The 22168-nt window shown below is 40.1% G+C and carries 23 protein-coding genes, 1 pseudogene and 1 riboswitch; of the genes and pseudogenes, 19 read left to right on the top strand and 5 right to left on the bottom strand.

Going from position 1 to position 22168, the window contains the following annotated elements; genetic code table 11:
* Window positions 1–222 precede the first annotated feature (222 nt).
* From comGA to BMX30_RS02630, 8 genes are all read left to right on the top strand, one after another.
* A complete protein-coding gene (comGA, locus tag BMX30_RS02665) occupies window positions 223–1305 on the top strand; it encodes a competence type IV pilus ATPase ComGA (protein ID WP_280139925.1) in 1083 nt (360 codons plus the stop codon).
* Window positions 1289–2323, top strand: coding sequence for a competence type IV pilus assembly protein ComGB (gene comGB, locus BMX30_RS02660; RefSeq protein WP_090740952.1), 1035 nt, complete (start codon window positions 1289–1291; stop codon window positions 2321–2323). Before comGA ends, comGB begins: the two co-directional genes overlap by 17 nt.
* Window positions 2324–2344: 21 nt before the next feature.
* Window positions 2345–2665: a competence type IV pilus major pilin ComGC gene (comGC, locus tag BMX30_RS02655; protein ID WP_090740950.1), complete on the top strand. Its 321-nt coding sequence runs from the start codon at window positions 2345–2347 to the stop codon at window positions 2663–2665.
* Window positions 2666–3106 carry a competence type IV pilus minor pilin ComGD gene (gene comGD / locus BMX30_RS02650; RefSeq protein ID WP_090740948.1) on the top strand — a complete coding sequence of 147 codons (441 nt, stop codon included), beginning with the start codon at window positions 2666–2668 and terminating at the stop codon, window positions 3104–3106.
* Window positions 3090–3425, top strand: a complete 336-nt coding sequence (locus BMX30_RS02645; RefSeq protein ID WP_090740947.1) for a hypothetical protein — start codon at window positions 3090–3092, stop codon at window positions 3423–3425. Before comGD ends, BMX30_RS02645 begins: the two co-directional genes overlap by 17 nt.
* Window positions 3379–3846: a competence type IV pilus minor pilin ComGF gene (gene comGF, locus BMX30_RS02640; RefSeq protein ID WP_090740945.1), complete on the top strand. Its 468-nt coding sequence runs from the start codon at window positions 3379–3381 to the stop codon at window positions 3844–3846. Before BMX30_RS02645 ends, comGF begins: the two co-directional genes overlap by 47 nt.
* Window positions 3843–4223, top strand: coding sequence for a competence type IV pilus minor pilin ComGG (comGG, locus tag BMX30_RS02635; protein WP_090740943.1), 381 nt, complete (start codon window positions 3843–3845; stop codon window positions 4221–4223). The genes comGF and comGG overlap by 4 nt, the downstream gene beginning before the upstream one ends.
* A 63-nt stretch (window positions 4224–4286) precedes the next feature.
* A complete protein-coding gene (locus tag BMX30_RS02630; RefSeq protein ID WP_090740941.1) occupies window positions 4287–4469 on the top strand; it encodes a YqzE family protein in 183 nt (60 codons plus the stop codon).
* 55 nt (window positions 4470–4524) lie between these two features.
* Here BMX30_RS02630 and BMX30_RS02625 read toward each other — a convergent pair whose 3' ends face one another.
* Together BMX30_RS02625 and BMX30_RS02620 are read right to left on the bottom strand one after the other, a co-directional pair.
* Complete coding sequence (locus BMX30_RS02625) at window positions 4525–5319, bottom strand: YqhG family protein (protein ID WP_090740939.1); 795 nt, start codon at window positions 5317–5319, stop codon at window positions 4525–4527.
* On the bottom strand, window positions 5297–6985 hold the full coding sequence (locus tag BMX30_RS02620; RefSeq protein WP_090740937.1) for a DEAD/DEAH box helicase: 1689 nt from the start codon (window positions 6983–6985) through the stop codon (window positions 5297–5299). Before BMX30_RS02620 ends, BMX30_RS02625 begins: the two co-directional genes overlap by 23 nt.
* Before the next feature lie 169 nt (window positions 6986–7154).
* Window positions 7155–7242: riboswitch (glycine riboswitch) on the top strand.
* Between the two features lie 194 nt (window positions 7243–7436).
* Here BMX30_RS02620 and gcvT point away from each other — a divergent pair.
* The 3 genes from gcvT to gcvPB are packed head-to-tail and all read left to right on the top strand — an operon-like array spanning window position 7437 to window position 11357.
* Entirely contained in the window at window positions 7437–8543 is a 1107-nt protein-coding gene (gene gcvT / locus BMX30_RS02615; protein ID WP_090740935.1) for a glycine cleavage system aminomethyltransferase GcvT, read from the top strand.
* Window positions 8544–8557: 14 nt separating this feature from the next.
* Window positions 8558–9904 carry an aminomethyl-transferring glycine dehydrogenase subunit GcvPA gene (gcvPA, locus tag BMX30_RS02610; RefSeq protein WP_090740933.1) on the top strand — a complete coding sequence of 449 codons (1347 nt, stop codon included), beginning with the start codon at window positions 8558–8560 and terminating at the stop codon, window positions 9902–9904.
* A complete protein-coding gene (gene gcvPB, locus BMX30_RS02605) occupies window positions 9897–11357 on the top strand; it encodes an aminomethyl-transferring glycine dehydrogenase subunit GcvPB (RefSeq protein ID WP_090740931.1) in 1461 nt (486 codons plus the stop codon). The genes gcvPA and gcvPB overlap by 8 nt, the downstream gene beginning before the upstream one ends.
* Window positions 11358–11420: 63 nt before the next feature.
* Here the strand turns inward: gcvPB and BMX30_RS02600 are convergent, their stop codons facing one another.
* Complete coding sequence (locus tag BMX30_RS02600; RefSeq protein ID WP_090740929.1) at window positions 11421–11801, bottom strand: rhodanese-like domain-containing protein; 381 nt, start codon at window positions 11799–11801, stop codon at window positions 11421–11423.
* 277 nt (window positions 11802–12078) lie between these two features.
* Between BMX30_RS02600 and BMX30_RS02595 the strand changes: the two genes are divergently transcribed.
* The 5 genes and pseudogenes from BMX30_RS02595 to BMX30_RS02575 all read left to right on the top strand — a co-directional run bounded on the left by BMX30_RS02595 (window position 12079) and on the right by BMX30_RS02575 (window position 18818).
* Window positions 12079–12915, top strand: a complete 837-nt coding sequence (locus BMX30_RS02595; RefSeq protein ID WP_090741817.1) for a lipoate--protein ligase family protein — start codon at window positions 12079–12081, stop codon at window positions 12913–12915.
* Between the two features lie 577 nt (window positions 12916–13492).
* Window positions 13493–14284 (top strand): ribonucleotide reductase N-terminal alpha domain-containing protein, encoded by a 792-nt coding sequence (locus BMX30_RS02590; RefSeq protein ID WP_090740926.1) that lies wholly within the window; start codon window positions 13493–13495, stop codon window positions 14282–14284.
* Between the two features lie 687 nt (window positions 14285–14971).
* Window positions 14972–16723: pseudogene (locus BMX30_RS02585) on the top strand (vitamin B12-dependent ribonucleotide reductase); the annotation flags it as partial.
* A 94-nt stretch (window positions 16724–16817) separates the two neighbouring features.
* The gene (splB, locus tag BMX30_RS02580; RefSeq protein WP_090740923.1) at window positions 16818–17843 is read left to right on the top strand and encodes a spore photoproduct lyase; all 1026 of its coding nucleotides are present in this window, start codon (window positions 16818–16820) and stop codon (window positions 17841–17843) included.
* 90 nt (window positions 17844–17933) lie between these two features.
* Window positions 17934–18818: a patatin-like phospholipase family protein gene (locus BMX30_RS02575; protein ID WP_090740921.1), complete on the top strand. Its 885-nt coding sequence runs from the start codon at window positions 17934–17936 to the stop codon at window positions 18816–18818.
* Window positions 18819–18831: 13 nt separating this feature from the next.
* Here the strand turns inward: BMX30_RS02575 and BMX30_RS02570 are convergent, their stop codons facing one another.
* Window positions 18832–19215 (bottom strand): SA1362 family protein, encoded by a 384-nt coding sequence (locus BMX30_RS02570; RefSeq protein ID WP_342028057.1) that lies wholly within the window; start codon window positions 19213–19215, stop codon window positions 18832–18834.
* Between the two features lie 301 nt (window positions 19216–19516).
* Here BMX30_RS02570 and BMX30_RS02565 point away from each other — a divergent pair, with 301 nt between their 5' ends.
* The 3 genes from BMX30_RS02565 to efp all read left to right on the top strand — a co-directional run bounded on the left by BMX30_RS02565 (window position 19517) and on the right by efp (window position 21762).
* Window positions 19517–20035 carry a YqhR family membrane protein gene (locus BMX30_RS02565; protein WP_090740917.1) on the top strand — a complete coding sequence of 173 codons (519 nt, stop codon included), beginning with the start codon at window positions 19517–19519 and terminating at the stop codon, window positions 20033–20035.
* Window positions 20036–20121: 86 nt separating this feature from the next.
* Window positions 20122–21183, top strand: coding sequence for a M24 family metallopeptidase (locus BMX30_RS02560; RefSeq protein WP_090740915.1), 1062 nt, complete (start codon window positions 20122–20124; stop codon window positions 21181–21183).
* A 21-nt stretch (window positions 21184–21204) separates the two neighbouring features.
* Window positions 21205–21762 carry an elongation factor P gene (efp, locus tag BMX30_RS02555; RefSeq protein ID WP_090740913.1) on the top strand — a complete coding sequence of 186 codons (558 nt, stop codon included), beginning with the start codon at window positions 21205–21207 and terminating at the stop codon, window positions 21760–21762.
* Window positions 21763–21822: 60 nt separating this feature from the next.
* Here efp and BMX30_RS02550 read toward each other — a convergent pair.
* On the bottom strand, window positions 21823–22168 hold a 346-nt coding region (locus BMX30_RS02550; protein WP_139195374.1), incomplete at its 5' end, for an IS3 family transposase.

Below are 22168 nucleotides of genomic sequence, written 5' to 3'. Positions count from 1 at the left end.
ATTTTCTTTATTATAATACAGCTGAAAATGGTTTGGAATGAGGTTTACACTGTTTACACTATATGTTTAGAAAATGTTCACAACTAAATGGCGAAATCATGAACGATGGAGGCATTTTTAGCGGTTTGAAAACCTGTCACACTTTATTCATATTTTTTTTTAAAAGGAAGCAGGAAAGCTACAAATTCCTGGAGAATCTCTTCTCTATTAACCCGAGAGGTGGTGTTTGAAATTGAAAGATCGATACAAGCATTAGCGGACAGCATTTTAAATGATGCTCTGCAAAAAGGCGCTTCTGATATCCACATCATACCCCATGGCAAAGACACAATGATTAAGTTTCGCCTCGGAAACCAACTCCTGCAAAGGTATACCCTCGAGAAAGTTGTTTGTGAACGGCTCATTTCTCATTTTAAATTCATCTCATCCATGGATATAGGTGATAAAAGACGACCGCAAAGTGGAGCGTTCTCCTACTGTTACAAGGGCATTGAAGTAGGACTTCGAATCTCTACACTTCCGGCAACAAAAAGTGAAAGTATGGTCATCCGCCTTCTTCCTCAGCAAAATCAAATTCCCTTCTATCAGTTAAGTTTATTCCCGAATACGTCAAAAAAACTAATTTCTCTAATGAAGCATGCCCATGGATTGGTCATTCTTACCGGACCAACGGGGAGCGGCAAGACGACAACCCTTTACTCACTTCTTTCCGAAGCCTCGCAAATGATTAACCGACATGTCATTACATTAGAAGATCCAATTGAAAAACAGAATGATACTGTTCTTCAAATTCAAGTAAATGAGAAGGCGGGAATTTCTTATGCTTCGGGGTTAAAGGCAATCCTCCGTCATGACCCAGATATTATTATGGTCGGAGAAATCCGTGATCAGGAAACTGCAGAAATTGCCGTTCGTGCTGCGTTAACAGGTCATTTGGTCTTAACTACGATGCATACGCGCGATGCAAAAGGAGCCATTTACCGCCTGCTCGAATTCGGAATTAACTGGCTTGAAATAGAACAGACCTTGATCGCCGTGACAGCACAACGATTAGTTGAGCTGGCATGTCCGTATTGTGAAAAAGAGTGTTCGCCTTATTGCTATACTTCTGGCCGTGGCAAAAGGGGAAGTGTTTTTGAAGTCTTAACCGGAAACTCATTAACTGCCGTTCTAAGACAGGCAAAGGGAATTGACGAAGGGACTCGCTACGCAACCTTAAGAGATGCCGTATCTAAAGGAATCGCTTTGGGGTTTATAAAGGAAGAAGAATTTAAGAGGTGGATATTAGATGAACAGGAACGCTAAATGGTCTGTGCAGGAGCAGGCAAGTTTCCTGAAAAGGATCGGTGAATTATTGTCAAGAGGTTATCCATTAGCAGAGGCAATTGACTCCCTCTCTTTTTATTTTGATCCTAAGAGGCAGGAAGAGATTAAAGGGTGTCTAGTTAATCTAAGAGAAGGACATCCATTCTATCGAATCCTTTCAGATTTGAATTTTAACAAAGATCTTGTTAATTATGTATATTTTGCGGAACAGCATGGGGGCCTAGCGGATGCCATCATAGAAGGGAGCGTGATGGTACTAAGGAGAAACGCTGATTATCAAAGGCTGAAAGGCCTCCTATCTTATCCATTATTTTTAATTTTTCTAACCATCTTACTATTTTACTTTGTTAATAAAGCACTGCTTCCGAGATTCTCCTCTCTCTATCAGAATATGGATGTTGAGCCAACTCTATTTACAAAAGTCCTTTCAACGGTCGAAATGTATGCCCCTCTGTTTATGTTTCTTTTCTTGCTAGCCTCTGTTTGTTGCATAATCTACTACCTTGTTATTTTTAGAAAGTACCGAAGCCTAGAAAAACGGGAAAGGCTTGTCCGCCTCCCGCTCGCTGGAAACTTCTTGAAGCTTTTGTATTCCCACTTTTTTACGACCCAATTGAGCTATCTTCTCTCTAGTGGTATGTCAGTAATTGAAGCACTACAAATTTTTGAAAGACACAAACAGTCACCGTTTTCAGCAGAGCTTGGGAGTGAGATTAAAGAGAGTCTCTCTAATGGACAAGACCTAGATAAGGTTATTTTTGCTTATCCATTCTTTGAGGAGGAGCTTGGTCGAATCATTAGACATGGGCAGGAAAACGGAAGATTGGATAAGGAATTGCATTTTTATAGTCGCCATTGTCTCACTCTCCTTGAAGAAAAAACAAGGAGAGGCATGAAAATTATTCAGCCAGCGTTGTATTGCATGATTGGTATTCTCATTGTAGCCCTATACCTAGCAATACTTCTTCCAATGTTTAAATTGATTCAGGGAATCTAATATTAGAAAAGGATGATTGGAATGAAAAACGAAAAAGGATTTACATTAATCGAGATGATGATTGTATTGTTAGTTATTTCTGTGCTTTTAATTATTACTGTTCCGAATGTTACCCAACATAATGCTACGATTAACAAAAAGGGTTGTGAGGCTCTTGTTAAAATGGTGGAGGGGCAAGTCCAAGCCTATAATATTGATAATAAAAAACTTCCTAAGGATATCACTGAGTTAGTAACAGCTAAGTATTTGAATGCAAGTGAAACATCTTGCCCTGATGGGCGTGTAATCACCTTAACAGCTGGGGGAGTCGTGGAAGCTGTTGCATCAACTGCTACAAATTAAATGGATAGTCAGAAAAATGGTTTCACCTTAATCGAAACTCTTATTGTTCTTTCCGCGTTTCTTGTTATGTCCCTTGCGTCTTCGATGCTACTAAAGCCTACCTATAATCTTCTTGATAGCCATTTATTCTTCTCGCAACTTAAATCCGACCTTTTCTTAGCCCAACAACATGCTATCTCTCATCAGGAAGAGGTCACCATCCATATTATGCCTGAGTCAAATTATTATTATATAAGGACTAGATTTAATGGTCCGATGCTAGTAGAAAGAAAATATTCTCCTAATGTCAAAGTCAGGGAAGGAACGTTGAATCTTTATTTTCAATTTTTGCCTGATGGGAATACGAACCGATTTGGTTCGTTTTATATTGAAATCGGAAACAAGCTTTATCGAATGACGGTATTAATAGGAAGAGGGCGTTTCTATGTGGTTGAAGAATGAAGGTTTTTTTATTGCGGAGCTCCTCCTTTCACTGTCTGCTTGGCTCATGGCCGCATGTGTTCTGCTCCCTCTTTCTATTTCTCTTATTACTCAGTCTGTTGATCTTCGACGTGAAGCAGATGCTCTTCATCTATTGTATGACCGGTTACAAGAGATGAAAATCAGAACTGAACCACTTGGAAATGAAAGTATTAATCGGAATGGAACGGTATTTACAATCAGGGCTATCAATCACAGTCCCGAATCTTTAGTGGAGGTGTGTGTCGATTTCGATGGGTATTTCACACAAAAAATATCGAAGTGTGCATGGGAGGAATGAACAGGGCTTTACCTTAGTTGAAATGCTTATAGCATTAACGGCGTTTTGTATGTTAATGTCTTTTTTGCCAATCGGAATTAGGACGGTGCTTTCCCATGAAGTCATTGATCAAGGAATACAAAGGATGGAATGGGAGGTATTCTATAGTCAGATGAAAAAAGAAATTCGGTTAGCGACAGAAATTACTGTGCTAGAAGATAAATTACTACTGAAACGAAATAATGACACCATTTTGTATGAGAAGTATGGATCCAATCTTAGGAGAAGAGTAAATTATACTGGTCACGAAATTCTCTTGCAAAATGTAGTTTCTGTTCAGTTTGAGAGATTGCGCGCAGGGTTTACTATTTCAGTGACAGATTTAAATGGTGTAGATTATGAGGGCTATTTAAGATCGATAATAAGTGTGGATATAAAATGAAAAATAATGAGAAAGGTTTTACTTATCCGTTATCTTTATGCATGCTAACCTTTTTCGCTCTTTTTTTCTTGATTGGTATCGAGCAATATGTGGCTGAGAAACGTTTTTATAAAGAAACGGAAACGATATTGGTTGGGGAGTATTATATGCTTGCGGCTGTAAAAGAAACAGAAAAACTTTTGATGAATGGGCAGTTACCACCCTCAGGGAGGTTCATCTACACGAATGGGGAAATTGCTTATCAGCGTAAAGTGCTTAGTACGGCGTTGGATGAGGTGATGTTTACACTCAAGTTATCCTCAATGGAACAATGGATTGCTCTGGCTCATTATGATAAGGTCCAAAAGAAATGGGTAAAATGGATTGAAAAAAATTAGTGGCAGAAGGTTAAAAGGAAAGAATCTAGGAGAGACTTGTAAGGGAAAAAGGTAGGTGTTTCTATGAAGACAAATGACTATGTGAAATATATAACGGAGACTGTAGTGAAGTATGCGGATCAGCCTAGAGAGGAAAGAGTCAGGAATAAGGTTGAAAAGAAATCAGGCAGGTCGCCAATGGTATACAGGTGGTTTGGCATTTTGCCATATGCCTTTATGCTTTTAATTAAACGAAGACAGCGGTAGAAAAAAGAAGACCCGGCTATATGGCTGGGTCTTCTTTCCTGCTGTACATCAGGGTTTACATCGCGTTATCAGTAAGATAAAAGAGTCCGCCGTTTATAATTGAAATATCTATCTTTGGTTCGAATTGCTCTTTAAGAGCTTGTTTTTCATTTTCATAGCTCTCTAATTCGTTTTCGACATCCTTATAAAAATGGTTTAATAAATCAAGGTCTTTCTTCCAGCGCTCTCTTGCTTCTGTTGCCCAGGTATGATCCTCTTCGGAAATCTTTGTCCTTAACATATTCTCAATCCTTGTAACACCACTTTTAGGCATAATGAGCGGCGAGAGGGTGAACGCATAGTCAGGAATCTTTGGTGTTAAAGGTAATTTTAACATCCGATCATGAAAGTCAGTTACCATACGGCCATTGATAAGTTGAAGACCAATCGATTGGTAAATATCTCGCTTTCGATCACATTGATAGGAGATTTTTGCATTAATACAAAGCCAAGGAAGCAAGGGGGTTTGCTTCCCAGGTGCTCCTTGATAATCTTCATATAGCCGTATATATCCAGCTAGTTTTTTTGTTGAAGCAAAAATCTGGTGGAGTCTAGGCGAGCCAAAATGAATATTTTCTCCTTTGATATCTCCATTTATTTGTTGTTGGTTTGTAATTAGAGTAAGTTGCATAGGGTTAGGTACTCCACCCGTTTTTTCTAGATAATGCCAGTAAAATGGCCGGTTCATAAGCTCTTTATCCATCTCTTCCGTCAGTTGAACAGTCATGTAACCGGACTGGGACTGGACTAGCTCACACTTATTTGCTTCAAAATACTTTAGAAGAAAGTTATGTATTTCCTGTTGCTGCATGTGAATCTCCTTCCGTCATTTCTTCTGCAAATTGAATCATTGAAGTAAAGTTTTCCATCTTAATTTTCATCTCTCCCTCAGAAGAAGACTGGTTTAAGATATCCATTAGATGGTCTTCTACCTTTCCGAAATCGAGTTTAGTTAAGATGTCATCCAAATCACCAATCACTTTTTCAAAAAGGTTAATTTTTTCATATAAAAGCTTAAGTACATGATCTTCTACGGTATCCTTAATAGCGAAATTATAAATCATGACATCTTTCTTTTGACCTAGCCGATGAATTCTTCCAATTCTTTGTTCAAGCCGCATTGGGTTCCATGGTAAATCAAAGTTAATGATATGATTACAAAATTGAAGGTTAATTCCTTCGCCACCTGCCTCCGTTGCAATCAACACTTGGGCTTTCTTCTCAAAGAGTTCTTTCATCCAGTCCTTTTTCCCGCGTTTAAAGCCCCCTCTAAATGGTACGGATGTAATTCCATTCTGTTGTAGATACCATTGAAGATAAAGTTGACTTGCGCGGTACTCGGTAAAAATAATGACCTTGTCATCGATTTTCTTGATAAGCTCTAGCGCTTTAACTGCTTTGGAGTTCGTTGTAACAGCTTCGACCTTTTTAATAATAGAGGCTATCTTCTGTTCAAATTCAGCCGATGGTGTTTGTTGTCGCTGGAGCATGTTTTTCAACGTATAATAAACGGCTTCTCGGCTGCTGCACGCCTCCCGTTGTAGGGTCATTAACGAAAATGGACTTGAAGGTCCCCCGCTAGATTGGTCTCTTAGAATGTGGATGCTATTGTATAATTCCTGTTCTTCTTTTGTAAATGTGATAGGAATTGTCTCTACATGACGTTTGGTCCACTCAATTCCAGTATCCTCGCGTCGGTTTCGAATCATAACCTTATTTACGAGCTCTCGTAAATGCTCGTTATCATTAAGAGAACGGGCGTCTTTTTTATATTTTTCAAAGAATGCCGATTCACTTCCGAGATGACCTGGTTTTAATAGGCTGACAAGGTTAAAGATTTCCGACACTTTGTTCTGGATTGGAGTGGCTGTAAGAAGCAAGCAAAATTTCTTCTTTAAACTTTGGACAAATTCATAGTTTTTTGTTTTGCTGTTTTTTAACTTATGAGCCTCGTCGATAATGACCATATCATAATTCTGTTCGTATATGATGTCTCGGTGTGGATTGCGTTTAGCAGTATCTATAGAAGAGACGACAACATCAAACCTTTCCCATACATAGCTCTTTTTCTGGGCAACAGCAGGAATGAAAAACTTACTGTTAAGTTCCATTTCCCATTGAGAAACAAGTGAGGCTGGAACAAGAATCAGAGCTTTTTTGACAAGACCCCTTATCATATATTCCTTTAAAACTAGACCGGCTTCAATTGTTTTCCCAAGACCAACTTCATCTGCTAAAATGGCTTTTCCATTCATATTCTCAACCACCTGTTTTGCTACCTCAAGCTGGTGGGGTAATGGGGTAAGGTCGGAAAGATGCTTTGGGGCTTGCAAGCCTTCAAATTCTGGAATGATTGTATGACTTTCGACCTCGAGAGCTAGCTTATAAAGATCCCAGCTTCCCCATGGACCGTCATTTGAAATCCTGTTTAAAAGTTCATCCTGCCAAGAGGTATCGAAGTTGATTTGAACAGTCAAGGTGACCACTCCTTTAGTGTTAAAATATATTGCCGAAACTACCTTAATAATGATAGGATGAAAGTAGATTTGAATGTTTTGAAATTTACTACAATAGCAAAATCGAAATAGCTGATTATTTGGTGTTATCTTATAGCATGCCCTTAAATTGACAAATTTATAATTGCGGATGATGGCAAGGGGAGAGACTACAATCGTAGCGCCGAAGGAGCAAGCATTTATGTGAATCTCTCAGGCAAAAGAACACTTGTTTGACGCAACTCTGGAGAGTGCTCCACATCGAGGGAGCCACCAAAGGGGAAAGCCTTGAAAAGGGTAAACTTTCAGGTGAAAGGGACAGAGACCTACTTGTAATACAAGGGGGTACTCTGTCCTTTTTTTGTTGCATTTTTAAGCTATAAAACATCTATAATCAGCAAAAACAAACAGGAACAAGGGGGTAGGGAAATCGATGGTAGAATTACAACGTACTCCGCTATTTGATGTTTATAAACAGTACGGAGGAAAGACGATAGATTTTGGTGGCTGGGAGCTCCCAGTACAATTCTCCGGAATAAAGGAAGAACATGAGGCTGTTCGAACTAAAGCAGGTCTTTTCGATGTATCCCATATGGGTGAGTTTGAGTTGAAAGGGACAGACAGCTTAGCTTTCCTTCAAAAAATGATGACAAATGACGTTTCTAAACTAAAAATTCAGGGAGCCCAGTACACAGCAATGTGCTATGAAAATGGTGGAACGGTTGATGATTTAATTATCTACATGCTTGAGCAAGACCACTATCTCCTCGTCGTCAATGCAGCCAACATAGAAAAGGACTTTAAGTGGCTTGAAGACCATCTTGAAGGAGACGTTGAACTAAAGAACATCTCAGAAGACTTAGCTCAGTTAGCGATTCAGGGCCCGGCTGCACAAAAAGTTTTGCAGCAGCTTGCAGGTGATTTGGATTTAGGGAGTATTGGCTTTTTTAAGTTTAACCAAGAAGTTAATGTAAATGGAAAGTCGGCGTTAATTTCTAGAACTGGTTATACAGGTGAAGATGGTTTTGAAATATATTGCAAACCTCAGGATGCAGCAAGTATTTGGCATGATATCTTAGAAGCTGGGAAAGAGGAAGGGGTTCTTCCTTGTGGTCTTGGAGCTAGGGATACCCTTCGTTTCGAGGCAAACTTGGCCCTTTATGGTCAGGAACTTTCACCGGATATCACGCCACTAGAAGCCGGAATTGGATTTGCAGTTAAATTAAATAAAGAAGCGGATTTTATTGGTAAAGAGGCATTAACTCAACAGAAAGAAACAGGGCTACCTAGAAAACTTGTTGGTGTGGAAATGATTGATCGTGGGATCCCACGTCATGGTTATGCAATTTATCAAGAAGAAAAGAAAATAGGTGAAGTGACAACAGGAACGCAGTCACCGACACTTAAGAGAAATATCGGCCTTGCTCTACTAGAAAAAGCATTTACCGAGGTTGGTACAGAGGTCGAGGTTGAAATTCGTGGAAAGAGATTGAAAGCAGTAGTAACTAGCATTCCATTTTATAAACGAGAAAAGAAGTAGAGAGGGGAAATAGCATGAAGCATCGTTATCTACCGCTGACTGAAAGTGATAAGCAAACCATGCTTGAAACAATCGGTGTCAATTCTATTGAAGAGTTGTTTAGCGATATTCCGGAAAAAGTTCGCTTTCAAGGTGAATACAAGATTAAGCCAGCTAAATCCGAACCTACCTTAATGAAGGAATTATCCCGATTAGCTGCTAAAAATGCTGATTTAAAAACGTACTCTTCCTTCCTTGGTGCAGGTGTGTACGATCACTACATGCCAGTGATTGTTGATCACGTCATTTCACGGTCAGAATTCTATACGGCCTATACACCATATCAGCCTGAAATTTCACAAGGCGAATTACAAGCGATCTTTGAATTCCAGACAATGATTTGTGAACTTACTGGAATGGAAGTGGCCAACTCGTCTATGTACGATGGTGGAACGGCCCTTGCCGAAGCAGCGATGTTAAGTGCAGGGCAAACGAAACGCAAGAAGATCCTTATCTCCGCGGCTGTCCATCCTGAGTCTAAGGAAGTAGTGAAAACTTATGCTAAAGGGCAGTACATTGAAGTGGTAGAGATTCCATATAAGGATGGGGTTACGGATTTAGAAGAGCTTTCCAAGCAGATGGATGGTGATGTAGCTGCTGTTATGGTTCAGTACCCGAACTTTTTTGGTCGTATTGAGCCAATGGTAGAACTCGAGAAAATCACTCATGCGCAAAAATCATTGTTTGTTGTTTCTAGTAATCCACTAGCTTTAGGTGCCTTGACACCTCCTGGAAAATTTGGTGCAGATATTGTCGTTGGCGATGCCCAACCGTTTGGCATTCCAGCAGCATTTGGTGGTCCACACTGTGGATATTTCGCGGTAACATCTAAGTTAATGCGAAAAACTCCTGGTCGCCTTGTTGGTCAGACGAAGGATGATGAAGGTAGACGCGGCTTTGTTCTAACACTTCAAGCAAGAGAACAACATATTCGCCGTGATAAAGCTACCTCCAATATTTGTTCAAATCAGGCATTGAATGCTCTAGCAGCGTCTGTTGCGATGACCGCTCTTGGTAAAAAAGGCGTAAAGGAAATGGCGATTGCGAATATCCAAAAGGCTCATTATGCTAGAAAAACATTCAAGGATAATGGTTTTGAAGTCGTATTTGAAGGACCAGCCTTTAATGAATTTGTTGTTAAATTGAACAGACCAGTTAAAACAGTGAATGAAGAACTACTCTCCAAAGGAATTATCGGAGGATATGATTTAGGTCGAGACTATCCTGAACTAAGTGAACATATGCTCATTGCTGTTACAGAGCAGAGGACTAAGGAAGAAATTGATACACTTGTCCAAGAAATGGGGGATTGCCATGCATAAGGAAGACCAGCCACTCATTTTTGAATTAAGCAGTCCTGGCCGAATCGGTTATAGTCTGCCTGAGGTGGATATTCCAGAAGTTGATTTAGCAGAATTACTTCCTGAAGAATACGTTCGGGAAGCGGAAGCTGAACTTCCAGAAGTTTCTGAGCTAGATATTATGCGTCACTATACGGCACTTTCTAACCGAAACCATGGTGTGGACTCCGGTTTTTATCCACTAGGTTCATGTACTATGAAATATAATCCTAAGATTAACGAAAATGTAGCTAGATTTAATGGCTTTGCTCATATTCATCCACTTCAGGATGAAAGCTCTGTCCAGGGAGCTATGGAGCTCATGTATGATCTTCAGGAGCACTTAATTGAAATTACTGGGATGGACGAAGTGACCCTTCAGCCAGCCGCGGGGGCTCATGGAGAGTGGACCGGATTAATGATGATTCGAGCGTTCCATGAAGCAAACGGTGATACGGAACGTACGAAGGTTATTGTTCCTGACTCTGCTCACGGTACGAACCCTGCTTCAGCAACGGTCGCAGGTTTTGAAACGGTAACAGTGAAATCGAATGAAATGGGTCTTGTTGATCTCGAGGATCTAAAAAGAGTCGTAGGTCCAGACACAGCGGCCTTAATGTTAACCAATCCAAATACACTGGGGCTTTTTGAAGAGAACATTGTCGAAATGGCTGAAATAGTCCATGGTGCAGGAGGAAAACTCTACTACGACGGTGCAAATTTAAATGCGGTTCTGTCAAAAGCTCGCCCTGGGGATATGGGATTTGACGTTGTCCATTTAAATCTTCATAAAACGTTCACTGGTCCGCATGGTGGCGGTGGTCCAGGTTCTGGTCCTGTTGGTGTAAAATCAGACTTAATTCCATACCTACCAAAACCAATAGTTACTAAGCGTGATGGGGAGTTCATTTTTGATTATGACCGACCACAATCCATTGGTCGAGTGAAGCCTTACTATGGAAACTTTGGGATAAATGTTCGTGCCTATACGTACATTCGCAGCATGGGTCCAGATGGCCTGAAGGCTGTTACTGAAAATGCTGTATTAAATGCTAACTATATGATGAGAAGACTGGCTGAATATTATGATCTTCCATTTGATAAGCATTGCAAGCATGAATTTGTTTTAAGTGGAAAACGCCAGAAGAAGCTGGGCGTGCGGACACTTGATATTGCAAAGAGACTACTCGATTTTGGGTATCATCCACCTACCATTTACTTCCCGCTAAATGTTGAGGAGTGTATTATGGTTGAACCGACAGAAACTGAATCGAAAGACACTCTTGATGCATTTATTGATGCAATGATTCAAATTGCCAAAGAAGCAGAAGACAATCCAGAAGTCGTTCAGGAAGCTCCACATACAACCGTAATTGGAAGACTTGATGAAGCAACAGCAGCTAGAAAGCCAATTTTACGCTTCCAGAAAGCTTAAAGTGAAGATAGGTTGTAATCAAAAAAGTGCCCTTAGGGCACTTTTATTTTTTTCATATATTATTTATTTTGCTTTAATTTTCCCTGACCACTTTTTGAAACCACCTTGTAGATGGGAAAGTTCTTGATACCCCTTCTTGTGGAGCATTTGTGCCGCTCTTGCGCTTCTAGCCCCACTTTGGCAATACAAATAAACAGGTTTGTCAGGACGGATCTCTTTCATCCGCATTTTTAGTTGCGAAGCCGGAATGTTTCTAGCACCTAGAATATGTCCTGCATCAAATTCGTTCGGTTCTCGGACATCAATTAATTGTGCTTTACGATACCCTGCTTTAAATTCCTCTTCAGTTAGGGTTTTCAAGAACCTGCGCTGATAGAAATAATTAAAAGCGGAGTAAGCAACGATAACCCCTATTACTACAAGTAGAAAATATAATGCTTCCAATGTTCCTTCTCCTTTCTAACTAAGCCAATTATATTATATAAGTGATTTGTTCGTAGGGCAAAGGAATTTCATTGGAAAGCTTGTTTTTCGTCGTCTAGGAAATTATAAAAGGTAATGGGTGTGAATAATTGTATTCGTTTTTAGTATCCAGCGCCCTAGCGGCTAGTGTCCTTCGCGTGGGAGATATCTTTTTTTGTTTTTAAAATAACTTTTTGATAGACTATGTAAAGTGAAATAAATGACTGGTTGGAAAGCCGAAGAAAAATGGGGTTGGGCTATGAAAAAAGAAATTTGGAGATATATCGATTCAGGAAATGGTTCGCCAGCTTTTAATATGGCGTTAGATGAAGCCCTGCTTGATTGGCATAGTGAGGGGAAGATCCCTCCCATCATTCGATTTTATGGTTGGGAGCCTGCTAGTTTGTCGATTGGTTACTTTCAAAAAATAGAAAAAGAAATAGACATGGAAGCAGTGAAGAAGCACGAGCTAGGATTTGTTCGTAGACCTACAGGCGGTAGGGGAGTACTTCACGAACATGAGCTTACATACAGTGTAATCGTGTCAGAAGAACATCCTGAAATGCCTAAAACAGTCACAGAGGCATATCGTGTCATCTCTGAAGGGGTATTGAGAGGTTTTCAGAATTTAGGGCTAGAGGCATACTTTGCCGTTCCTCGTACAGATGAGGAGAAAAACGCATTAAAGAGTCCACGGTCTGCGGTTTGTTTTGACGCTCCTAGCTGGTATGAGCTTGTTGTTGAGGGGAGAAAAGTTGCAGGCAGTGCACAGACCCGTCAAAAGGGCGTTATACTACAACATGGTGCGATTTTACTGGATTTAGATGAGGACAAGCTTTTTAGTTTATTTAAATATCCGAATGAACGGGTAAAAGAACGAATGCAAAAAGCTTTTAAAACAAAAGCAGTCGCCATAAAGGAAATTAGTGGCCGTACTGTAGAGATGGACGAAGCGAAGAAGGCGTTTAAGGCAGGTTTTGAAGAAGGACTTAATATTGAATTAGAGCCCTATACGTTAACAGATGAAGAAATGGACTATGTATTAAATCTTGCAAAAACAAAATATGAGTCTGACGAGTGGAATTTTAAAAGGTAGGGAAGGAGTACGTCGCTTTCCTATCTTTTTGTTAGGCTCCTTTATCAAACTTCGTTGCTTTTGAACAAAGCGGTCGATTTCCGCGGGGCGGGCAGTAAGCGTCGCTTGCGCTCTTGCGGGGTTTAAATGGCCCTTACTCGGACCATTTAAACCTAGGTCTCACCTGTCCCGCTGCTCCCGCAAGAGTCAAGCGACTTCGCTCGAACAACCGGTTTAATTAAAGACCAATGAAAAACAACAATCTTTTAGAAAACAGCCTTTTGTTATTCGTGCGTCCTTCGATAAAACGCAAGCGGTGAAATTTGTTGAATTCTATCGTTTTTTGGTGGATATCAATCTTTCTCTCTTTTTCTCTCTTTTTTTTCACTGATTCTAGGTTTGACAAATTTAATTTCATTCGAACTTTAATCAATATATAGTGTTGTCGAAAATTTAATACACACTATATATTGATTTAATGTCTTTTAATATGATAATGTATGAGTAATTCGTAAGTACATCCAGAATCAACGCTAAATCTATCAGCCTTGTAAAAACTGGACGGTATTACTGAATTTTACTAGAGGGAGATGTGATCATGACAGTTGAGCTAGGCCAAAAAATGAATATTAATATTGAGAATCTGAACAAGGACATCCGTTTGTTTCCGCAGGTTCATCCAATTACCCCTGATATGAAGACAACCCATAAAGGGGTATCCAGACTTGTCATGCTGGATCGTTATACATTTAAGGACACAGAGAAAGTAACCTTAGGTGAGGGAGATTTTGTCGTTCTTACGATTAAAGAAGATCCGAAATTTCCTGCAAGAGGCCTCGGGTTTATTCTTGACATTGATTGGGAATCAAAAACGGCAAAGGTTTTGGTGGATGAAGAGTTCCGCGGCGTCCTTGATGACCCCGAAGAAGCGAAAACTGGAATCATCCATAAATCACTCGATGTGATTGAAAAACCATTAGAAGTGTTCTATGAGCAGATTGCGAAACGAAATGCAACGGGCTTAGCTTCAGTTGAGAAAACAGAAGAAAAACGCAAGGAATGGTTTGAAAAGTTTTATCAAGAATTATCAAGCTTAAACTTCATTCCAGCAGGACGCGTTCTTTACGGAGCAGGCGCAGATACCGACGTGACCTACTTTAATTGTTACGTGATGCCTTTTGTTCAAGATTCTCGTGAAGGCATCTCGGAACACCGCAAGCAAGTGATGGAAATCATGAGCCGCGGTGGTGGAGTCGGAACGAATGGTTCGACGCTTAGACCACGAAATACGCTTGCTAAAGGTGTTAACGGAAAATCGTCTGGCTCAGTATCTTGGCTGGATGATATTGCGAAGTTGACTCATCTAGTTGAGCAGGGGGGATCCCGTTAAATACGCCATGGCGGGATTAAAATCTCGTGAATTGCTGGAACACCCTTAGAGCCATATCAACCACAACGTGACCGGTAACGGTGAGCGTGATGGTTCAAAAATGATAAGGATTGGGCAATCAGCAGCGAAGCATCTTTGGAAACGAAGATGAACGTTCAACGACTATTGAAATCACCTAAGAAGTGATCTTTAAGGTGAAAGTAAACCATAGATTCGGTAACGGTCTTTTGGGGCACGAGACAGAGGGGTAAATCCTTTGATGATATAGTCTGACCTCATATGAAAGTATGAGAGCTAGGCAGAAATGCCCTAGCCGGCTAAAACTTAGCTAGTAACAATCAGCGTGGCGCTCAAATGATAATGTTAGCGGATTAAAAGATGCACTAGTCCGCATCGTTCAGAAATGAACGATTAGTAAATCGGGTGAATTGCGGGAAAATCCTTAGAGGCTAGCAAGCCACAACGTGACTGGAAACGGTGGGCGTGACGGCTCTAAAAATTGCTAGTATTGGACAATCTGCAGCCAAGCGTCATCGGGCTTAGGTGATGGCGAAGGTTAAACGACTAGAGAGTGAGTCCCAACAATAAACTCTCATAAGCGCCCGACCCCTAACAGATCAAGCTGAGGGTGATGATATAGTCTAGTCCGGCTGCTTAAATGCGCAGCGAAATATTCCGAAAGGAACGGTAGGTACGTGGCATCCAGACATCATTGAATTCATTATTTCAAAAATGCAAAATCCAAGAATCCTTCGTTTCTTGATCGAAAATACTCAAGACGAAACGATTAAGAAACATGCGAAAGAAAAACTAAAGTTCACTCCGTTGACCTTGCAAGAAGAGGCAATGTATCAAGGGATTATAAATTATAAAAACATTCCAGGCTACGGTGGTTTCAGTGCGGAAATTATCAGGAATGCTGAAGAAAAGCTTGAGACAGGCGGTAATTATACGGTCCACAATTCGGAATTCCTAACAGGAGCTAATATTTCAATTACCTTAACAAAGGAATTTATGGATGCCGTGGAGAACGATGCGGAGTTTGATCTGCGTTTCCCGGATGTTGAATCGTATGATGCTGAAACCATGAAAACGTACAATGAAGAATGGCATAAAGTTGGCGATGTTCGCGAATGGGAAAAGCTTGGCTATAAAGTACGCACATACAAAAAAATCAAAGCAAAAGAACTTTGGAACCTAGTCAATATCTGTGCAACTTACTCAGCAGAACCAGGGATTTTCTATATCGACAACGCCAATGACATGACAAACGCACAAGCATATGGTCAAAAAGTTGTAGCAACCAACCCTTGTGGCGAGCAACCACTAGCACCATATAGTGTTTGTAATCTTGCAGCCGTTAACCTTGCGGAAATGGCCGATAAGGAAACAAAGACTGTTAACCTTGAAAAATTAAAACGTACAGTAGAAATAGGGATTAGGATGCAGGATAATGTCATCGATGCCACTCCTTACTTCCTTGCCGAAAATAAAAAGCAAGCACTTGGGGAGCGTCGAATTGGTCTTGGTGTGATGGGCCTTCACGATCTTCTCATTTACTGTGAAACAGAATATGGTTCTGAAAAAGGAAATGAACTAGTTGATAAAGTTTTTGAAACCATTGCGACAACAGCTTATCGAGCTTCAGTTGAGCTTGCAAAAGAAAAAGGAAGCTTCCCGTTCTTGGATGGGGAAACTGCTGAAGAAACAAATCGTTTAAGAAATGCGTTCATAAACACAGGATTTATGAAAAAAATGCCTGAAGATGTGCGTGAATCCATACTCGAAAATGGAGTTCGTAATTCACATTTGCTAACTGTTGCTCCCACGGGATCCACGGGGACCATGGTTGGGGTCTCTACAGGACTTGAACCATATTTTTCCTTTTCTTACTTCCGAAGCGGCCGTCTTGGTAAATTTATTGAAGTAAAAGCAGATATTGTTCAGGAATACCTAGATGCACATCCAGAAGCAGATGCAGAAAACCTTCCAAACTGGTTCGTTGCAGCTATGGAACTTGCACCTGAAGCCCACGCGGATGTGCAATGCATTATCCAACGTTGGATTGACAGCTCCATCAGTAAGACCGTCAACGCACCTAAAGGGTACAGTGTTGAACAGGTTGAAAAAGTGTACGAGCGTCTTTACAAAGGTGGAGCAAAGGGTGGAACAGTCTATGTTGACGGGTCCCGTGATTCGCAGGTCCTAACTTTAAAAGCTGAGGAAAATAGCTTTGAAGAAGATAAGGAAGCAAAGAAAGAAAAGTCTAAACAGCATGTCGTTTTAGTTGATACCATTAACGAACTTCGCTCGACAAATGTAACCATCGGCTCAGAGGTAGGAGATACATGCCCTGTTTGTCGAAAAGGAGAAGTTAAAGATATTGGTGGCTGTAATACATGTACAAACTGTAATGCACAATTAAAATGTGGCTTATAATACAAAGTAGAGGATGGAAATAATTTTCCATCCTCTTTTCTCATTTCATAGCCATACTATCTTTAGATGAGTCTATAGAAATGAGGGGAATCAATTGGAACCATTTGTACCGCAACTTGTCTATATCGAACCTCGGGCATTAGAGTATCCGTTAGGACAAGAACTCAAACAGAAATTTGAAGACATGGGGCTTGAAATTAGAGAGACGACTTCACATAACCAAGTAAGGGGAATTCCTGGTGATAATGAATTGCAGCAGTATCGTAATGCTAAATCAACGCTTGTGGTTGGAATAAGGAAGACACTGAAATTTGATACCTCCAAACCTTCAGCTGAATATGCCATTCCGCTTGCAACGGGCTGTATGGGGCATTGTCACTATTGCTATTTACAAACAACTCTTGGAAGTAAACCATACATTAGGACCTATGTGAACCTTGATGAGATATTTGAACAAGCCGAAAAATACATGGAAGAAAGAAAACCGGAAATAACCAGGTTTGAAGCTGCCTGTACTTCTGACATCGTCGGAATTGATCACTTAACACACTCACTTAAAAGGGCAATCGAGTATTTTGGAGAATCTGAATATGGCCAATTAAGGTTCGTAACGAAGTTTCATCATGTCGACCATCTACTTGATGCAAAGCACAATGGAAAGACTCGCTTCCGTTTTAGCATAAATTCCCGGTATGTCATCAAAAATTTTGAACCAGGTACTTCTTCATTTGATGAACGCCTCGAAGCAGCAAGGAAGGTTGCAGGGGCAGGATATCCTCTTGGTTTTATTGTTGCACCAATATATAGACATGAGGGCTGGGAAGAAGGCTATCGCGAATTATTTGAGCGCCTCCATCAATCACTAGATGGAGTGAATCTTGATGATATAACGTTTGAACTCATTCAACATCGATTTACCAAACCAGCTAAAAAGGTCATTATGAAACGTTATCCAAAAACAAAGTTAGAGATGGATGAAGAAAAACGGAAATATAAATGGGGCCGCTATGGGATTGGTAAGTATGTTTACCAAACAGAAGAAGCCAGCCAGTTAGAGACAAGCATTCGCGAGTATATCCATGAATTTTTTCCAAAGGCTGAAATACAATATTTCACTTAAAATGAAAAACTTTACCTTGTACGCCGTACTATTTTACAACCTGCCCGCTTAAAGATGTAACAAGCAAGTTACAGATAGGAGTGGGCTTGTATGGATATAGACGGTGTTTTTTCTGGAGGCGGGATAAAGGGCTTTGCTCTTGTTGGAGCCTATAAAGCGGTAGAGGAGAAGGGGTTACATTTTAAACGAGTTGCGGGTACGAGCGCCGGATCCATTATTGCTGCTTTTATCGCGGCTGGTTATTCAAGTAAAGAAATTGCCCAAATCCTTGATGAAATGGATTTGAAGTCATTTTTGGATCCTCATCATACTTTTCTTCCCACAGCATTGGCAAAATGGTTTTTCCTTTATTGGAGACTAGGTTTGTATAAAGGGAAGGAGTTTGAACGTTGGATAGAAAATAAGCTTGCAGCCAAAGGATTGAGGAAATTTGGTGACTTACCACCAGAGAGCTTGCGAGTGATTGCGTCTGATATAACAAATGGAACGATGCTTGTACTTCCAGATGATTTACCTAAGTATGGGATTAATCCTAAAACCTTTTCAATTGCTAAAGCAATTAGAATGAGTTGTAGTCTCCCCTTTTTTTTCGAACCGGTTAAAATAAAAGACTATCAAGGATCAACTGTTGTCGTTGATGGCGGAGTACTCAGCAATTTTCCAATGTGGCTTTTCGATAAAGAAAATGTGAAAATGGTACGTCCGGTGCTAGGGGTTAAGCTAAGCCCAAGTTTACGTGAACATCAGAGACATAAAATTAATAATGCCATAAATCTGTTTGAAGCCCTTTTTGAGACAATGAAAGATGCTCATGACGCTAGATATATCTCACGTAAGCATGAAAAAAACATCATTTTTATCCCAACCGAAGGTATTCTGGCCACAGAGTTTGAATTAACGGATGAAAAGAAACGGTCACTTATTGAGTTAGGATGGAATAGTGCCGTAAAGTTTATGAAAACGTGGGGATACTAAAAAACCAGACCTTTTAAAACGAGGCCCGGTTTTTTTTCTTGCCTTTTTTTCCTTCTATTACAGTAAGGTGTGAGGCATCTTTTCTTTTTTTTCTGGCTGCAGAGAGCGAACCTATTGACGAACGTTTGGGTGGAGAGGAACTCTCCTTTGAATGGTAACGTTTTTTTGACCTTTTGGCCGCTTTTTTAAAAGCGCGTTGCTCATGATTCTGCGAAGGACTAGCTTGTGAAAAACGATTTATTAAGAAAAAGATTACTGCTACTATCAATGCCATCCCTGCAAGCATCTTAATGAGGCCACCTGGATCTTTAACCAGCGAAGAAACCAATCCAATTGCTGCTAGGAAGATTAGTCCTAGGACTATATAAAATGAAGTTTTATTTTTCAAAAAAGCCACCTCCCTAAAAGCATCATGAGCATTTTTTTCCTATTTTAAACTTGGTCACTGAATTATTTTATACATTTTCTTCATTCGCGTAATCAAATCCTGCTACTTTTTCAGTTTATGGATAATCTTCTATACAGATTTGTAGTCTGAGCCTTTTGTCAGAGGGTTTCTTGCTTCTTTCCTAACTATATTTTACCAAAAAAACACGTAAAGCTCTAGTTTATTTAGGTAAGGGATGAAGCAAAATAATTGGGAAAAGTATGTAAGGATTGCAAGGGCGTGGGCATAATAACAAACGGAGGTGCTTGAAATGGAAGAAAATCAAAAGCGGCTAGAACAGAATAAACATGAAAAGCCAATGTCCTTTATTAGCATGGTCGTTATTACTGGTTTAGTTGGTGGGATTGTATGGAGTTCTCTTGCTTTACTTGCCTATTTCTTTAATTTTACGGAAGTTCGTCCGAATTTAATCCTTGAACCTTGGGCTCTAGGTGATTGGAAAAAAGGGTGGATTGGTACAGTGTTCTCTATACTTGCCATCGGGGTTTTATCCATTGGAGCTTCCTTGTTATATTATGCAGTTTTAAGACGGTTCAATAACATGTGGGTAGGAATGGCGTATGGGATAGGATTGTTTTTGCTAGTTTTTTATGTGTTAAACCCTATTTTCCCCGGAATTGAGTCCTTTTGGAAGCTATCAAGAAACACACTCATAACAACGGCCTGTATATATCTTTTATATGGAGTTTTCATAGGTTACTCCATCTCGTTTGAAGAAGCTGAGCGAAACGTTCGGGAAGAAGAAGCAAAAGAGTCTCCAGTGTCATAAGCTCTGAGTAGGTGGAAGAATTCATGTATGGTAGAATGTTCTTATTGAACATTCTTTTTTTCGAGTGGTAGGAGAGGAGTCATATAATGAATAAATTACAAAAACTACAAAAAAGGCTTGAAGAGCTTGGCCTTGATGGGATGCTTATCACAAGTAACTTTAACAGAAGATTTATGACTGGATTTACGGGAACGGCTGGGGCGGTCCTAATCACAGTCGATAAGGCCCTATTTATTACTGATTTCCGCTATACGGAACAAGCGGCCAAACAATGTGAGGGTTATGAAGTTATAAAGCAAAAAGGGACTATTGCTGCAGAAGTAGCCGAACTAGCAAAAAAACTAGAAGTTAAAAAGCTAGGGTTTGAAGAAGACCATGTAGCTTTTTCGACGTTTAAAGTATTTGAAAAGGAAGTTCAGGCGGAATTAGTCCCTGTTTCTGGAGAAATTGAAAAGTTACGCTTGATTAAGAATGGGACAGAGATTAAGATATTAAAGGAAGCAGCGAAGATTGCTGACGCTGCGTTTACACATATTCTCGACTTCATTCGTCCTGGAAAAACAGAATTACAAGTGTCGAATGAATTAGAGTTCTTTATGAGGTCATTGGGGGCAACTTCCTCATCATTCGATATCATCGTGGCATCCGGCTATCGTTCCGCCCTTCCACACGGGGTAGCAAGTGACAAAGTGATTGAAGCAGGGGACTTTGTAACCCTAGATTTCGGGGCTTACTATGAAGGATATGTTTCTGATATCACTAGAACGATTGCGGTTGGCCAGCCAACTGAAAAGCTGAAGGAAATATATAATATTGTTCTTGAGGCTCAACTTCGAGGAGTTAACGGCATCAAACCAGGGTTAACCGGGAAACAGGCAGATGCACTGACAAGAGACTATATTACCGAAAAAGGCTATGGAGAATACTTTGGTCATTCGACTGGCCACGGAATTGGACTGGAAGTACATGAAGGTCCAGGTTTATCTGTAAAGTCCGATATTGTGCTCGAACCTGGGATGGTCGTAACAGTTGAACCTGGAATATACATACCTGGCCTAGGCGGTGTAAGAATTGAGGATGATATTATCATCACAGAGGAACATAATGAGAGGCTTACCCACTCATCTAAAGAGTTAATCATTCTTTAATAAGGCTAGGAGGATTTATTAATGATTTCAGTAAATGATTTTCGCACAGGATTGACTATTGAGGTGGACAACAGCATTTGGCGCGTTGTTGATTTCCAACATGTAAAACCTGGTAAAGGGGCAGCTTTCGTCCGTTCAAAGTTACGTAACCTACGTACTGGAGCTATCCAGGAAAAAACGTTCCGTGCAGGTGAAAAAGTAGGGAAAGCTCAGATTGATAACCGGAGAATGCAATATTTATATGCGAACGGTGATCAACACGTATTTATGGATAATGAATCTTATGATCAAATTGAACTCCCAGCAACAACTATTGAATACGAACTGAAATTTTTAAAAGAGAACATGGAAGTCCAAATCATGATGTATCAAGGAGAAACGCTTGGTGTAGAGCTTCCGAACACGGTTGAGTTAGAGGTTACGGAAACTGAACCAGGAATCAAAGGTGATACAGCATCAGGTGGAACAAAGCCAGCTACAGTAGAAACAGGCCTTACAGTTCAGGTTCCGTTTTTCGTAAATCAGGGTGATCGTTTAATCATCAACACAACAGACAGCTCATACGTATCACGTGCTTAATAAAAAAGGCCTGCTTACTTTAATGAACTGTACCCTTTGTCAAGGACATTTTAAAAAAGCCTAGGCAGTTTTAAGAAGATGATCTCTGTATTGAACAGGGGTCATCTTATTTAAATACCATTGATATCTATGGTGATTATAATAGGTCATATATTGCTTAATTTCTCGTTTCAATTCATCTAGAGTTTTACATGCTTTAATAGAGGCCTCGTCCTTTAGATGCCCAAAGAATGATTCTTGGGGGGCGTTGTCCCAACAGTTACCTCTTCTTGACATAGATTGTTGTAAACCTAATTTCTTTACTGCTTTTTGGAATTCAGGATGGGTGTAGTGTACTCCCTGATCCGAGTGAATTAATGCATCTTTAACTTTCTTGAAATTTTTATTTTTCTTTAACTTTTTAAGC

It is taken from the genome of Mesobacillus persicus (assembly GCF_900109925.1).
Classification (GTDB): Bacteria; Bacillota; Bacilli; order Bacillales; family Cytobacillaceae; genus Mesobacillus_B; species Mesobacillus_B persicus.
The sequence above is the reverse complement of the archived record's forward strand: the minus strand, read 5'-3'. Positions and strand labels throughout refer to the sequence as shown.